Origin of the sequence: Chryseobacterium taeanense (assembly GCF_900099685.1) — a bacterium.
In the GTDB taxonomy this organism is placed as follows: Bacteria; Bacteroidota; Bacteroidia; order Flavobacteriales; family Weeksellaceae; genus Chryseobacterium; species Chryseobacterium taeanense.
Window position 1 is genome coordinate 92789 of record NZ_FNDW01000008.1, and the last position, 13947, is coordinate 106735.

The window sequence follows — 13947 nt, forward strand, 5'->3', positions numbered from 1 at the left end:
ATGAAATCAAAATCTACCACCGCATTGCTTGCTCTATTTCTTGGAGGATTAGGCATTCACAGATTTTATCTGGGGCAGAATATTTTGGGAATACTTTATCTGGTTTTTTGCTGGACTTTTATTCCTGCATTCATTGCTTTGATTGACTTCTTCGCTTTTCTTTTCATGTCTGAGCATCGATTTAACTATAAATATAACCTCCGTACCGGATTTTAAAATCATGAAACCATTTCTCACCTTCTGTGCGTTATGTTGTTTCATCGGTATTTTCAGGCTTCCTATAGAATATTATACTTTCCTCAGAATTCTTGTTTCTATTGCAGCGTTACTGGTGTTATATATTACCTTAAGCGCTAGGCAACATTATTTCAGTATAATCTTTCTTGTTATTCTTATCCTTTTCAATCCTGTTTTTCCCATTTATCTGTTCCGGAAAAGCCTGTGGATTCCTATCGATACGATTACAGGAATACTATTTCTGCTGATTACTTTCGTAGACAAGCTGGAGCTGATAAAAGAAAAAATCATTACCGAAGAAACAACAGATCAGGCAACAAACCTCAGACTTCCTTCGCGGGACCAAATTATTAACCCTAAAAAACCAAAAGAAAACCAATCTCATGGACAACAATCAGATAACAGAAAATCTTAAAGCGCATTTTCTAAGATTATATCAAATGGCCATTTGTGATGACGATTTCAGTGCCCTGGAACTGAAAATGCTGTACCGCTGTGCCGAAGAAAGAGGAATTTCCTCTAAAAACCTGGATGAAATTCTTTTAAATCCGATCAATCTAAAATCAATCGTTCCCAAAACCATTGAGGAAAAAGTAGATTATCTGTACGATCTCACCGTGATGATCTGGGCAGACGGAGTCGTTTCTCCCAATGAATATTCTGCGATGCAGAAATACGTGCTGATGTTCGGATTTCTGGAAGAAAATGTAACGGCCATTGTAGATTATCTCATCGAAGCCGTAAAAATTGGAAAGAACAAACATGAAATTTTATATGAACTAAAAAACTAACCTGCCATGGATACCACCAGCATAAAAAACTTATTTAAATTAAAATCCGTTCCGATAGAAAAGCAAGAGGAACAGCTTCCCAAAACCGAAATCAATACCTCGGAAGAATCTTACGAAGAAAGTCGTAAAAGAACGTATCACGAATCAGGATACAGGGACAGTTCGCGCACCAGCGGGAATCACTCTACCCTATCCATCTGCCTGGATGCCGTTTACTCCAAATTCCAGAATGAAGAAAAGGAAATGGTTGAAAAGCAACAGAAGCTGAAAGAATCTTACATCAATGAACAGAAAAACCGTGAAACGGAAATCAAAGCATTAACCGTTTCTCAGGAAACAAAGGAAGAGCAACTGAAAACCAAAAACAAAGAAATTGAAGTACATCAGCAAAATATTGATAATTTAAAAGCCGAAATTCTTGATCTGCCCAGAAGCCCCGAAAAATATAATGTAAAAGCCACCAAAGGTGCATCTGCAAAATTCTGGATCGGACTGATTCTTCTCATTCCCATCACATTATATTTGGCCACATTTTATATTTCCACTTCTTATTCGGCTTTCTTTAAGACTTTTGATCCCAAAATAACTATTATACAAAGTGTTTTAGATGCAAAAGCTTGGGAAAGAGCCTGGAATGACGGATTTATCGAAGTGGCTTTCGTTACGCTGATTCCTTTTGTATTTCTTGGCTTAGGCTTTCTGATCCACATGTTTGGGGAAAATAAAACGAAAGTCAATTATGTCAAATTAGGCTTGTTATTTCTGGTGACTTTTGTTTTCGATTCTATTCTAGCGTATGAGATCGAGTCAAAATTATATGAATTGAACAAAACCTTCGATTCTCCCCCTTTCGATCTGAAAATCGCTTTTACCAAAATTCAGTTTTGGGGAATTATTTTCGCAGGATTTATCGTCTATATTATCTGGGGACTTGTTTTCGACTTTGTTATGAAAGAGCACCGTGAAAAAGACAGAATAAGAAGCGAGCAGGAAATCAGGCAGAAAAAAATACTTTCTCTTTTAGAAAAAATCACTGCCTTAAAACAGGAAATCGAAGAGATTACGGCAAGCATCGGAAGCATTAAAGAACTCATTATCAAAACACGCGGCAGAATCGAAGAGCTTCAGAATATCATAGACAGTGTTATTATTCCTACTAAAGATTACAAACGGTATGCTTCAGAATATGTTCAGGGATGGATCACCTTTATCGGAGAAAAAATTGCGGTTTCCAAAACAGAAAAGCAGATGATGATCGAAAGCTGTATTGAAACGTATGAAACCAATCTCGAAAGAGTCGGAGCCAATTCGGATACTCAGAATTTAGTGTATTTATCAGCTTTATAAAATCAATCTTATGAAAAAATTATTTTATCTGTTTATGGTTATTTCTCTGATTTCCTGCAATAAAGGAAGCAATAAAGAAGATGAAACCCAAAAAGATTCTGTGATAACCACTGATCTCAACAACATTAATGTCAGCATTCTGATTGACTTATCAGACAGAATCGATCCCATAACCAATCCGAATCCTACGATGCAGTATTTCCAAAGAGATGTAGAATACATCAAAGCCATCGAAAAAGGATTTTTAAATCATATCAAATCCAAGAAAATCATTACGTACGACGATCAGATGCAGGTATTTTTTAATCCTGAACCTTCCGATCCAAAAATCAATGACTTTACGAAAGAACTGAAGGTTTCATTTGATAAAAATACTCAGAAAAGTTACTTTGCTTTGGTTGATAAAAAGTATTCCGAATTGCCGTTAAATATTTATCAGTCAGCCATAAAAGACGGAAATTACGTAGGATCCGATATCTGGGAGTTTTTTAAAAACAAAGTGAAAGATTATTGCATTAAAGATGATAAAAGAAACATCCTTTTTATTCTCACGGATGGATATATGTACCACGAAAACACGAAGTTTGCAGAAGGAAACAAGACTTCTTACCTGACCGGTAAATTAATTAAAGCTAACAATCTCACCACTTCCGATTTCAAAAATACCATTGAAAAGAATACATACGGTTTTGTAAAGGCTAATGACAATCTCAGCAACCTTGAAGTAATTGTCCTGGGAATCAATCCTGAAAAAGGAAATCCTTTCGAAGAAGCGGTTATCAAAGAATATTGGGAAAACTGGTTCAAGGAAATGAAAATTAAAAAGTATGAAATAAAATCTGCAGACCTTCCTTCTAACCTGGAACCGATTATCTTAAAAACAATTTCAGGGAAATACTAAAAAAACACAATTAATATACGCGTTCTGCATTTTATTCATCTCCGTCACTTCGAGTAGATTTTGAAAAAATCGTATCGAGAAGTTGGTTTTGAGGATAAATTTCATTCTCGATACATTTTTTCTCCACTTTGTTACGAAAAAACACTCGAATGGACGAAGCACAAAAAAATAAGACGTTATGCAGTAAATCCTTAGTGGTAAAAAGATGTTTTCATTTAAAATGGTTTACCATTTTAATTTAAACTGTCAGTTTAGACTAAACCGGACTTCTGATTTATTCTAAACTGATAGATTAAACTAAATCAGGCTGCCGTGAGAATATAATACGGTAGATTAAATTAAAACAGACTACCATTTTAGTTTAAAATGGTAGATTAAGATTAAACAGATTTTCTGGAGAGTGTAATCTGGTAGAAATAACTTTGAGGTGTTTTTTTAAGCTGATCGTTAAAGCGAAGAATAATTTCTTCGCTTTTTTTCATTAATCCCAGTCAGCCGCGATAAATTCCATCGTATGTCCCTGATCATCCGTGAAGATTAAAGAATGTCCCTTTACAGCATATGTTTTCATATTTCTTAATTCTTTACCAAAATCCATTTCCAGTTTCATGTCCTGGCAGGCTTTCAGGGTAGATCCTATCTCCGAGATTTTTACATTGCCGTCATTTTTAAATTCGGAAGTAAAGAACATACTATTGCAGCCCATAAATGCCGTTCCTCTAATTTTACCGTTTTCTGTTTTCTCAGTAAGGTTAATCCTGGCTCCTTTGCTCATCATATCCGCTTTAGAATAATTTCCGTAAGCGACGAGCATCCACTCTCTGTGAAGCTGAGCATCCTGATCCGGGTGTGAGATATTGCTGTTTACACTGCTACAATTCAGCAATATTCCTGAAAATAAAACACTCAAAATCGAAACTAATATTGTCTTCATACGCCTTTAAAATCCAATTTCATACCATTCCAAGGCCAGAATACGGTAAAAATTAGTAAATTAGCGACACAAAAATTATTTTATAAAATGAAAAGAATACTTCTACTATTCACTTTCCTTTTAAGTTTTGCTCAAATGAGGGCAGACGAAGGAATGTGGTTGTTAATGCTTGTTAAAAGACTCAATGGTGTCGATATGCAAAAAGAAGGCTTGCATCTTACACCGGAAGAAATTTATTCCGTGAATAATTCGAGCTTAAAAGATGCGATCGTAAGCTTCGGAGGTTTCTGTACGGGAGAAATTGTTTCCGGACAGGGACTTATCTTCACCAATCACCATTGCGGTTACGGTGCAGTAGCTGCTGCTTCTACTCCTGAAAAAGATTATTTAAAGAACGGATTCTGGGCGATGAAGCAGAAAGACGAATTCAATGCTAAAGATCTTTATGTGAGATTTTTAGTGAGAATGGATGATGCTACGCAGAGAATCAATTCAAAACTAAACAACAATATGTCCGCGGCAGAAAGAAAAGCGGTGATCGATGCTGAAACCAAAGCGATCCAGTCTGAAAATTCTGAAAACGGAAAATATACAGTAGTCGTAAGAGATTTCTTCAACGGAAATGAATTTTATTATTTTGTTTACCAGGATTATAAAGATATCAGATTGGTAGGTGCTCCGCCATCCGCATTAGGAAAATTCGGTGGTGATACCGACAACTGGGAGTGGCCAAGACACACTGCAGATTTTACTGTTTTCAGAGTGTATGCTGACGCTGCCGGAAACCCTGCAGAATATTCTCCAAGCAACGTTCCGCTAAAACCTAAACATTTCTTACCTGTTTCCCTTAAAGGAGTGAAGCCGGGAGATTTCTCAATGATCTTAGGATATCCGGGAAGAACAAACCGCTACCTGACTTCTTATGGAATTCAGCAGATGGTCAACAAAGATTATCCGGCTTGGGTAGAGGCTTCCAAACTTGCCATGGATGTTATGAAAAAATACATGGATAAGGATAAAGGAACTCAACTTAACTATGCTTCTCAATATGCTTCTGTAGCCAACTACTGGAAAAACAGACAGGGAACTATCGATGCCGTGATCAAAAACGGAACGATTACCGATAAACAGAACGTTGAAGAAAGATTTAAAACATGGGCGGTTCAGCCGGAAAATGTAGCTCAATACGAAACGGTTTTAGATGATATTGCCATCTATTACAAGCAAACTTCAGATAGAAATGTTGAGAGAATGTATATGTCTCAGCTTTCAAGAAATGCTAAATATTTCTCTTTAGCATTACAGGTAGGAAGTGTTCTTAAAGCTTACGCAGATCAGGATATGAAAGGCAGACTTGCCATGAAACCTAAAGTGGATGCTGCTTTAAAAACTGCTTACGAAAACATCAACACCAAACTTGAAGGTGAAATGATGAATTCTATGGTCAATCTTTATCAGACAAGAGTAAACAAAGATGTTGCGTCAGAAACCATTATGGGACTTGATGCTAAAAACCTTTCTATTGTTGCCTATTCTTCCATCTTTGCCAACAAAACGTCTGCAACAAACTTTGTATTGAATCCTGACAAACTGAAACTGGATGCAGACCCGCTTTGGAAAATTGCCAACGGTATCGTAGCAGACCAGAGAATTTCAGCACAAAAATTTGTAAAGATTGATGATAATTTTGCTAAAAACAACAGATTATTTTTAGCAGGATTAATGAAAGCATTGCCTGAGAAAAAATTCTATCCGGATGCTAACTCTACAATGAGACTTACGTACGGAACTGTAGATACTTTGCCAATCAGAACAGACAGAAACTACTTTGGGGTAACAGATAATTACTATACAGACATGACCGGCCTTGTAGGAAAATACAAGAAAGGTGATGAAGAGTTTGATCTTCCGCAAAGAGTGATCGACCTTTATAACCTTAAAGATTTTGGTCAGTATGCCGATGCTAAAGGATATATGCCTGTAAACTTTCTTTCCAATAACGATATTACAGGAGGTAACTCTGGTTCACCGGTAATCGACGGAGACGGAAACCTGATCGGTATCGCATTCGACGGAAACAGCGAAGCATTAAGCGGTGACATCGTTTTTGAACCGGAATGGCAAAAAACCATCAACGTAGACGTTCGTTTCGTTCTTTGGACGATCGACAAATACGCTGGTGCAAGAAGACTAATCGACGAATTACAATTGGTAAGAGACGAAAACACGCCTGCAGATACCAAAACAAAAATGCCTAGAGCAAGAAGAAAATAATCTTTATTGATATATTTTTGAAACCGCGAAAGTTTTCTTTCGCGGTTTTTTTATTTTTAATTGAATAAAATATGCGACAAGTTTTGTCGTTAGCTTTATTGATATTTGTATTATAAAATAAAATACTTAATATGAATTTAATTTTGAAACCACCTAATATTAAAATATTGAACTAATTGATACTCATTAATTATATTTATTATGTAATAACGTATATTTGCATAAACAAATGTAATGGTCCTGTACAAGTTTCCATCTGACATTAAAAGTAATTATGACGGTTACAATTACTTTTCTCATATTATAGAACTTGTGAAAATTTTGAGAAATGAGGAGGTAATCTTTGATTTCGACAAAGTAACATTTTTTCAAGCAAACTTATGCTCACTTTTTGGAGTATGCCTAGAAATTTTAAAAGAAAATAATAATATTTTTAAAATCATTAATATTAATAATCAAGTTGAAACTATTTTGAGAAAAAATAATTTTCTCGTTGAATTAGGATATCAACCTATTAATGATAATTATGCAACTTCTTTAAAATATATGAGATTTGTACCACGAGACGATGAAGGATTTAATGAGTACATAATAACACAATTATTAAATAAAAAAGATTTTCCAGTAATTAGTAAACCTCTTCATAAAGAAATCCTTCGTAACATTTTTGAAATTTATGAAAATGCAAGAACGCACGGTAAATGTGATTATATTCATGCGTGTGGTCAATTTTTTCCAAAACCTATTAACAAACCACTACATTTTACTTTAGTTGATAAAGGAATTAATATAAAAGAAAATGTAGCATTACATTTAGGTATAGATATTGAAGCTTCTGATGCTATAGAATGGGCAATGGTTAAAGGAAACACAACTAAAAAAAATGAATCCGGTGGTTTAGGATTAGCCGTAATATTCGAGTTTATTAAATTAAACGGAGGAAGTATTCAAATAGTTTCTGCGGACGGTTATTATGAAGTTATTAAGGGAAATGTTAGAAAACAAAGACTCACAAGTTATTTTGGAGGGACAATTGTTACACTTATTTTTAATTTCAATGATAAGAATTCTTACAGTTTAGTAAATGAAGAAAATGATTTAAGCAATCCTTTTTAATCATAAAATCTTTAATAATTACTGCACTTACAGTTTAATAAATGAAGAAAATAACTTAAGTAATTCTTTTTAATTATATATTTACAAAAACAAAATCTATGATCCATTTAAAGGTAAAAGATGTAATTGGTACTAACTTAGCTGTGTCAACAGAGAACGGAGAGAAGGTATACAAGGAGATTGAAAAAAACCTTAATCAGGGTGAAACTGTAATTTTAGATTTCTATGATATATCATTAATAATTACTGCATTTTTAAATGCAGCGATTGGATCTCTGTTTAGGGATCAAAAATACACAACAAAATTTTTAAACGAAAATGTCCTTTTAAAAAATATAGATAGTAGCGACACACAATTATTTATCGAAGTTATTAATAGGGCAAAAGAGTATTTTGCCAATAAAGATTTTATTGATAAAAATAATCAAGATTCAATTTATGGCAAAGATTAATATTGATAATTATAAAATCAAATTTTCTGATAAATTTTTCTTTGATACAAATATTTGGTTGCTTCTTTTTGGGACCGTGGCTAGTTTTCAAAAATTTGAACAAAGAAAATATTCAAATTTTTTTGGTAATCTAGTTTCTAGTGAAAATTCAATTTATATTACATCTCTTGTATTATCTGAATTTTCAAACGTTTTATTGAGGAGGGATTTTAAGCAATGGCAAGAAAATACTAATTCGTACACAAAATCATTTAAGATTGATTTTGTTGGAACTGAAGAATATAAGAAATCTGTTTATTCTATCAAAATATTACTAGATAAAATATTAAATGTTCCCAATCTCATAAAAATTGGAGATAGTTTACAAACAATGGACATGGAGATAGTCTTAGAAAATTTCGAGAAAATTGATTTTAATGATTGTTATTATGGCGAACTATGCAAGCTTTATGACTATAAGATGGTTTCTCATGATAAAGATTTAGATGTTCTTTCTACTAAAATTGATTTGATTACTCTCCACAATTAAATTGTATTTACGATTCAAGTAATTATAATGCAGAACAAAGCATGTTCTGCATTAACTTTTATATATTAAAGATTATATCTTATTACTGTTCGAGCTAACACAAGAAAGATGCACCTTAAAATCCAGGGAAATAGGAGAGCAAATGATTCAAGGGAGTTTAAAGTCAAACGTTAAATGATGATTGTTTAGCATCAACCATTCCAAAATTCCCTGTCAAGGCTTCTATATTGTATGGCTTCCGAAACATGATTAGAAAGAATATTTTCGGAACCTTCCAGATCGGCAATCGTTCTGGATACTTTAAGAATCCGGTCGTATGCTCTTGCTGAAAGGTTCAGCTTTTCCATGGCTGTTTTTATCAGACTAAATGAGCTTTCGTCCAGACTGCAATATTTTTCAATTTCTTTCGGTCCGATTTGAGCGTTATAGCTTATTTTCAAATCCTTATACCGTTCTCTCTGAATCTCACGAGCCAGAAGAACACGTTTTCTGATCTCTTCGCTTTTTTCGCCTTTTCTGCGTTCTGCCAGTTGCTCAAATTCTACTTTCTGTACTTCAATGTGAATATCAATTCTATCCAGCAACGGTCCGGAAAGCTTGTTCATATAACGCTGCATTTCGTAGACTGTGGAAGTATTATTCGGATCATCAGGAAAAAATCCGCTCGGACTTGGGTTCATGGATGCAACCAGCATAAAGCTCGCCGGATAATTCACTGTAAATCTCGCTCTGGAAATAGTTACTTCACGATCTTCAAGAGGTTGTCTCATTACTTCCAACACTGTTCTCTTGAATTCCGGCATTTCATCAAGGAACAACACACCATTGTGAGCAAGGGAAATCTCTCCGGGTTGCGGATAACCTCCTCCACCGACAAGCGCGACATCAGAAATCGTATGATGCGGCGCACGAAAGGGACGAACCGTCATTAGGGAAGTTTCCGCTCCCATTTTTCCGGCTACAGAATGTATTTTTGTGGTTTCCAAGGCTTCTTTTAAACTTAACGGAGGCAAAATACTGGGAACTCTTTTCGCCAGCATTGTCTTTCCACTTCCGGGAGGGCCAATTAAAATAATGTTATGTCCACCAGCCGCTGCAACTTCCATGGCGCGTTTTGCCGTTTCCTGCCCTTTAACCTCGGAAAAATCAAAAGGAAAATCATTTATTTTTTCCTGAAATTCTTTCCTGGTGTCTATTTCAACTTTTTGTAGTGGTTTTCCTTCGTTAAAAAAGTCAATAACTTCTCTGATATTTTCTGCTGCGAAAACATTGATATTGTTTACGATAGCCGCTTCCCGTGTATTCTGTTTCGGAAGAATAATTCCTTTAAAACCTTCTTCTCTGGCCTGTATGGCAATTGGCAAAACACCTTTTATCGGCTGCAGTTTACCGTCGAGAGAAAGCTCTCCCATAATAATATAATCCTGAATATTTTCGGCAAGAATCTGGTCAGATGCCGCAAGGATACCAATGGCAATGCTTAAATCGTAGGCAGCGCCTTCTTTACGAAGATCGGCCGGTGCCATATTGATGGTGATTTTCTTTCCGGGAATTTTGTAACCTACATTTTTCAAGGCGGCCGAAATCCTATAACTGCTTTCTTTAATGGCATTATCAGGAAGACCAACCAAATGATAACCGACTCCGCCTGTATCTACATTAACTTCAATTGTGATCGTCTGGGCTGAAACGCCATGAATTGCACTTCCATAAATTTTTATCAGCATTATACGTGTTTTGATGCAAAAATAATATATTTTTTCTAATCTTTCCAGAGATTTATCATTAAAAGGTGTTTTAAAGTTTAGCGGTAAAGCTCGTCATTAAGTCAAATTAAGAATAGAAAAATTTAGACTCACTTTAAGTTTCAATATTTTATTACATTTGTAAGAACACAAAATTCTATAATGGAATAGAACTTCAATATTTAATCACATATTATCATGATAATAAAACCTGAAATCTCGTGGGAAGATTTTGAAAAAATTGACATCAGATGCGGAACGATCGTTTCAGTTCATGATTTTGAAAAAGCCCGAAATCCTTCTTATCAGCTGGAAATAGATTTTGGAGATTTAGGCATAAAAAAATCATCTGCTCAAATTACCTCTCTTTACAAAAAGGAAGAACTGATCGGCATGCAAATTCTGGCTGTAGTAAATTTTCCTAAAAAGCAGATCGCCAATTTTTTCAGCGAATGCCTGGTTTTGGGTGTTTATGGAGAAAATAAAAAAGATGTAACCCTTTTAATGCCTTCATTGCCAACAAAAAATGGTATGCAGGTAGGATAAAAAATAAAAAAACAAATGATACACCACATTCCTATAGAAAGGATTTTATTTATTGATATTGAAACAGTTCCAGGCTCCGGAGCATGGGAAGAATTATCTGAGCCGGAACAAATCCTTTGGGATAAGAAAACAAAATTTCAGAGAAAAGATGAGATTTCTGCAGAAGAGTTTTATTCAGAAAGAGCCGGAATTATGGCTGAATTTGGAAAAATCATCTGCATTACCATCGGAATGCTGGAAAAAAATGATACGTTAAAAATTAAAAGCTTCGCAGGAGATGACGAAAAAAAGATCCTGCTGGAGTTTGGAGAAATCTTTAACAGTCCGCGGCTGAAAGACGTAATTCTATGTGCCCACAATGGCAAAGAGTTTGATTTTCCGTGGATTGCGAGACGGTTTCTAATCAATGGAATCATGCCGCCTGTTCCGTTCCAGATGTTTGGGAAAAAACCATGGGAAATTCCTCATATCGATACCATGGAACTCTGGAAGTTCGGAGATTATAAAAGTTTTGTTTCTCTCGAACTCCTGGCTCACCTCTTTGGAATTCCTACCCCGAAAGACGATATTGACGGCTCAATGGTTTCATCAATCTACTACATAGAGAAAGACTTGCAAAGAATAGTTGACTATTGTGAAAAAGATGTCTTAACTTTGGCAAACATTTTCCGGCGTATGCGTCAGGAAGATTTGTTGAAAAGGTACATCAATTTAGATTAAAAAATGAAATTTACAGACGATCAGATTGCTGACATTGGTGAAGAGATCATCAAAGTCTTAAAAACCGTTTATGACCCTGAAATTCCGGTAGATATCTACGAGCTTGGACTTGTTTATGATGTTCAGATTTCCGATGATGCAGACGTTAAAATCATCATGACACTTACAACCCCCAACTGCCCGGTTGCAGAAACGCTTCCACAGGAAGTAAAAGACAAGGTTGCAGAGGTTGAAAATGTAAAAAGCGTCGATCTGGAGCTTACTTTTGAACCAAGCTGGCATAAAGATATGATGAGCGAAGAAGCTAAATTTGAGCTGGGAATGCTTTAATTTAAGTTACAATAAATAAGGCTGTCTTTTTTTCGACAGCCTTTCTTATATCTATTAATAACTCACTTAATTTCCTTTCGCAATTTCTTTTCCTTCCCTTCTGCTCCATTCACTCCACGAGCCAACATATAAAGACGGGATTTTAAAACCGGCATACTCCAAAGCAAGAATAGTATGACACGCTGTTACTCCAGAACCGCAATGAATAATTAGGTTTTCAGGCTTTCCTTGCAACAATTTTGAATATTTCTCTTTTAAAATTTCCGGGGAAAGGAAATTACCACTTTCATCAAGATTTTCAGAAAAAGGAATATTGATCGCTCCGGGAATATGACCTGCAACCAGATCAATCGGTTCAGACTCTCCTTTATAACGATAAGCATCACGAACATCAATGACCGTTGAAGAAGTGTTTACTATTTCATTTTCAACCTCTTCCAGCATCGAAATAGGAAGAAACCAATTCTCTCTTTTTGTTAATTCAGTTTTTTTAAAGTACTCCTCACCGGAAGTAAATTCAAGACCTTCTTTCTCCGCATTTTGAAAACCACCGTCTAAAACCTGCACTTTTTCAAACCCGGAAGCCCTCAGCATCCACCAAGCTCTGGCAGCTGCATTAGCTCCATTTTTATCATCGTAGACAACAATATGTGAGTCTTCCGAAATTCCAAGATTTGAAAGGGTTTGCATAAATTTTTCAACCCCAGGCAAGGGATGCCTTCCCCCAAACGCAGCATCTTCTCCAATTTCTGCCAGATCTTTATCCAGATCAATAAATCTTGCACCTTTGATATGCTTATTCAGATAATTCTGGTAGACATCTTTACCTACTCTGGCATCAAGAATAACAAGATTTTCTGAGGAGAGGTTTTTTAATTCGGAAGGAGAAATTATTGGTGACATTATATTGATTTTTTTAATTAAATTGGGATAAAACCAATTGTTTTCTGAATATTAAAGCGGGCTTCGGCCCGCTTCTATTGATATTTTTATTTTTTTTCTCTCGCAGATTTAGCAGATGACGCAGATTTTTTTAAAGAGAAAAATAAGTGCATTTTTTTTATTTGCTTGATCTGTTAAATCTGCTAGATATATTATTTCAAATTAATTTAAAAATGAAAAATATCCTTTGCTTTATTATATGAGCTTTCGAAGTTCAGCAGGTTCAGTTTATGACTCGCTTTTTCCACACTCATGAAATTGATAACCTGTTCAGTAGGCATATTGCCGACTAAATCATCTTTTGCCATCGGGCAACCACCAATTCCTTTAATGGCACTGTCGAATCTTCTACAACCCTGATCGTAAGCAGCTTTTAACTTAGAATAAGAATCTTCATAGCGGTTATGAAAATGAGCACCAAAACTGATTTCAGGATATTTTGCCGGGATTTTCCCAAATAACAGAGAGATTATTTCCGATGTAGCAACTCCCGTTGTATCAGAAAGTAAAATATCTTTAATTCCAATTTCCGAAAACCGTTGTGTCCAGAAATCTACATCTTCCCATTTCCACATTTCTCCATAAGGATTTCCGAATGCCATGGAGAAGTAAATATTCAGCTGTTTGTTCTCCGTTTTTACCAGATTGAGCATTTTCACAATTTCGTTAAAAGCTTCTTCCTGGCTTTTGTTGGTATTCCTGTGCTGAAAAGTCTCAGAAATAGAAAAAGGGAAACCAATAATATCGACAGACTGATGCTTCAGTGCTTTTTCCGCCCCTCTGTAGTTGGCTACAATTGCGGAAATTTTTGTATTGGATCTGGATTTATCAATATTTTCAGCTACTTCAGCAGAATCGGCCATTTGTGGGATTGCTCTGGGAGATACAAAGCTGAGGCAATCCAGCACATCAAATCCTACATCCATCAGAGAGTTGATGTAATCTATTTTTTTATCTGTGGGAATAAATTCGACCCAACCCTGCATTGCATCACGCGGACATTCAGTAAGAAACATTTTTTACTTTTAGATTTTCTCAAATATAATAAAACTAAACAATTTAGTTTACCAATTACCAAATCTA

Annotated in this window: 16 protein-coding genes; 12 read left to right on the forward strand and 4 right to left on the reverse strand. The window is 35.3% G+C overall.

The annotated features are described in order from the left end of the window. The 5 genes from BLR30_RS12195 to BLR30_RS12215 are packed head-to-tail and all read left to right on the forward strand — an operon-like array spanning nucleotide 1 to nucleotide 3276. Complete coding sequence (locus BLR30_RS12195; RefSeq protein WP_089859086.1) at nucleotides 1-216, forward strand: TM2 domain-containing protein; 216 nt, start codon at nucleotides 1-3, stop codon at nucleotides 214-216. Nucleotides 217-220: 4 nt separating this feature from the next. Then, a complete protein-coding gene (locus BLR30_RS12200) occupies nucleotides 221-652 on the forward strand; it encodes a DUF6804 family protein (RefSeq protein ID WP_089859089.1) in 432 nt (143 codons plus the stop codon). Next, nucleotides 621-1028, forward strand: a complete 408-nt coding sequence (locus BLR30_RS12205; protein WP_089859092.1) for a hypothetical protein — start codon at nucleotides 621-623, stop codon at nucleotides 1026-1028. The genes BLR30_RS12200 and BLR30_RS12205 overlap by 32 nt, the downstream gene beginning before the upstream one ends. Before the next feature lie 6 nt (nucleotides 1029-1034). Beyond that, entirely contained in the window at nucleotides 1035-2375 is a 1341-nt protein-coding gene (locus tag BLR30_RS12210) for a coiled-coil domain-containing protein (RefSeq protein ID WP_089859094.1), read from the forward strand. Between the two features lie 10 nt (nucleotides 2376-2385). After that, nucleotides 2386-3276: a hypothetical protein gene (locus tag BLR30_RS12215; protein WP_089859097.1), complete on the forward strand. Its 891-nt coding sequence runs from the start codon at nucleotides 2386-2388 to the stop codon at nucleotides 3274-3276. 481 nt (nucleotides 3277-3757) lie between these two features. On the opposite strand, the gene BLR30_RS12220 is transcribed toward BLR30_RS12215, so the two are convergent. Then, the gene (locus tag BLR30_RS12220; RefSeq protein ID WP_089859100.1) at nucleotides 3758-4210 is read right to left on the reverse strand and encodes an META domain-containing protein; all 453 of its coding nucleotides are present in this window, start codon (nucleotides 4208-4210) and stop codon (nucleotides 3758-3760) included. Nucleotides 4211-4297: 87 nt separating this feature from the next. Here BLR30_RS12220 and BLR30_RS12225 point away from each other — a divergent pair, with 87 nt between their 5' ends. The 4 genes from BLR30_RS12225 (at nucleotide 4298) to BLR30_RS12240 (ending at nucleotide 8581) form a co-directional block, all read left to right on the forward strand. Then, entirely contained in the window at nucleotides 4298-6484 is a 2187-nt protein-coding gene (locus BLR30_RS12225; RefSeq protein WP_089859103.1) for a S46 family peptidase, read from the forward strand. 234 nt (nucleotides 6485-6718) lie between these two features. Then, entirely contained in the window at nucleotides 6719-7600 is an 882-nt protein-coding gene (locus tag BLR30_RS12230) for an ATP-binding protein (RefSeq protein ID WP_089859105.1), read from the forward strand. Nucleotides 7601-7698: 98 nt separating this feature from the next. Further along, the gene (locus BLR30_RS12235; RefSeq protein ID WP_089859111.1) at nucleotides 7699-8052 is read left to right on the forward strand and encodes an STAS-like domain-containing protein; all 354 of its coding nucleotides are present in this window, start codon (nucleotides 7699-7701) and stop codon (nucleotides 8050-8052) included. Further along, nucleotides 8039-8581 (forward strand): PIN domain-containing protein, encoded by a 543-nt coding sequence (locus tag BLR30_RS12240; RefSeq protein WP_089859114.1) that lies wholly within the window; start codon nucleotides 8039-8041, stop codon nucleotides 8579-8581. Before BLR30_RS12235 ends, BLR30_RS12240 begins: the two co-directional genes overlap by 14 nt. 191 nt (nucleotides 8582-8772) lie before the next feature. Here the strand turns inward: BLR30_RS12240 and BLR30_RS12245 are convergent, their stop codons facing one another. Beyond that, on the reverse strand, nucleotides 8773-10308 hold the full coding sequence (locus tag BLR30_RS12245) for a YifB family Mg chelatase-like AAA ATPase (RefSeq protein ID WP_089859117.1): 1536 nt from the start codon (nucleotides 10306-10308) through the stop codon (nucleotides 8773-8775). 216 nt (nucleotides 10309-10524) lie between these two features. Between BLR30_RS12245 and BLR30_RS12250 the strand changes: the two genes are divergently transcribed. Genes BLR30_RS12250 through BLR30_RS12260 form a run of 3 tightly spaced genes read left to right on the forward strand, consistent with a single transcriptional unit; the run spans nucleotide 10525 to nucleotide 11922 of the window. Continuing rightward, the gene (locus BLR30_RS12250) at nucleotides 10525-10872 is read left to right on the forward strand and encodes a tRNA-binding protein (protein WP_089859120.1); all 348 of its coding nucleotides are present in this window, start codon (nucleotides 10525-10527) and stop codon (nucleotides 10870-10872) included. Between the two features lie 15 nt (nucleotides 10873-10887). Continuing rightward, a complete protein-coding gene (locus tag BLR30_RS12255) occupies nucleotides 10888-11592 on the forward strand; it encodes a 3'-5' exonuclease (RefSeq protein WP_089859123.1) in 705 nt (234 codons plus the stop codon). A 3-nt stretch (nucleotides 11593-11595) separates the two neighbouring features. Next, a complete protein-coding gene (locus tag BLR30_RS12260) occupies nucleotides 11596-11922 on the forward strand; it encodes an SUF system Fe-S cluster assembly protein (RefSeq protein ID WP_042722805.1) in 327 nt (108 codons plus the stop codon). Nucleotides 11923-11988: 66 nt separating this feature from the next. On the opposite strand, the gene BLR30_RS12265 is transcribed toward BLR30_RS12260, so the two are convergent. Both BLR30_RS12265 and BLR30_RS12270 read right to left on the reverse strand, forming a co-directional pair. Beyond that, complete coding sequence (locus BLR30_RS12265) at nucleotides 11989-12825, reverse strand: sulfurtransferase (RefSeq protein ID WP_089859126.1); 837 nt, start codon at nucleotides 12823-12825, stop codon at nucleotides 11989-11991. Nucleotides 12826-13031: 206 nt separating this feature from the next. Next, a complete protein-coding gene (locus BLR30_RS12270) occupies nucleotides 13032-13880 on the reverse strand; it encodes a hydroxymethylglutaryl-CoA lyase (RefSeq protein WP_089859129.1) in 849 nt (282 codons plus the stop codon). Between the last annotated feature and the right edge of the window lie 67 nt (nucleotides 13881-13947).

Bases quoted from the DNA above. Each gene is read 5' to 3' on its own strand.
- BLR30_RS12225 (WP_089859103.1), top strand. From the start codon at position 4,298: ATGAAAAGAATACTTCTACTATTCACTTTCCTTTTAAGTTTTGCTCAA.
- BLR30_RS12195 (WP_089859086.1), top strand. From the start codon at position 1: ATGAAATCAAAATCTACCACCGCATTGCTTGCTCTATTTCTTGGAGGA.
- BLR30_RS12250 (WP_089859120.1), top strand. From the start codon at position 10,525: ATGATAATAAAACCTGAAATCTCGTGGGAAGATTTTGAAAAAATTGAC.
- BLR30_RS12210 (WP_089859094.1), top strand. From the start codon at position 1,035: ATGGATACCACCAGCATAAAAAACTTATTTAAATTAAAATCCGTTCCG.
- BLR30_RS12245 (WP_089859117.1), bottom strand. From the start codon at position 10,308: ATGCTGATAAAAATTTATGGAAGTGCAATTCATGGCGTTTCAGCCCAG.
- BLR30_RS12265 (WP_089859126.1), bottom strand. From the start codon at position 12,825: ATGTCACCAATAATTTCTCCTTCCGAATTAAAAAACCTCTCCTCAGAA.
- BLR30_RS12240 (WP_089859114.1), top strand. From the start codon at position 8,039: ATGGCAAAGATTAATATTGATAATTATAAAATCAAATTTTCTGATAAA.
- BLR30_RS12220 (WP_089859100.1), bottom strand. From the start codon at position 4,210: ATGAAGACAATATTAGTTTCGATTTTGAGTGTTTTATTTTCAGGAATA.
- BLR30_RS12270 (WP_089859129.1), bottom strand. From the start codon at position 13,880: ATGTTTCTTACTGAATGTCCGCGTGATGCAATGCAGGGTTGGGTCGAA.
- BLR30_RS12205 (WP_089859092.1), top strand. From the start codon at position 621: ATGGACAACAATCAGATAACAGAAAATCTTAAAGCGCATTTTCTAAGA.
- BLR30_RS12255 (WP_089859123.1), top strand. From the start codon at position 10,888: ATGATACACCACATTCCTATAGAAAGGATTTTATTTATTGATATTGAA.
- BLR30_RS12215 (WP_089859097.1), top strand. From the start codon at position 2,386: ATGAAAAAATTATTTTATCTGTTTATGGTTATTTCTCTGATTTCCTGC.
- BLR30_RS12200 (WP_089859089.1), top strand. From the start codon at position 221: ATGAAACCATTTCTCACCTTCTGTGCGTTATGTTGTTTCATCGGTATT.
- BLR30_RS12235 (WP_089859111.1), top strand. From the start codon at position 7,699: ATGATCCATTTAAAGGTAAAAGATGTAATTGGTACTAACTTAGCTGTG.
- BLR30_RS12260 (WP_042722805.1), top strand. From the start codon at position 11,596: ATGAAATTTACAGACGATCAGATTGCTGACATTGGTGAAGAGATCATC.
- BLR30_RS12230 (WP_089859105.1), top strand. From the start codon at position 6,719: ATGGTCCTGTACAAGTTTCCATCTGACATTAAAAGTAATTATGACGGT.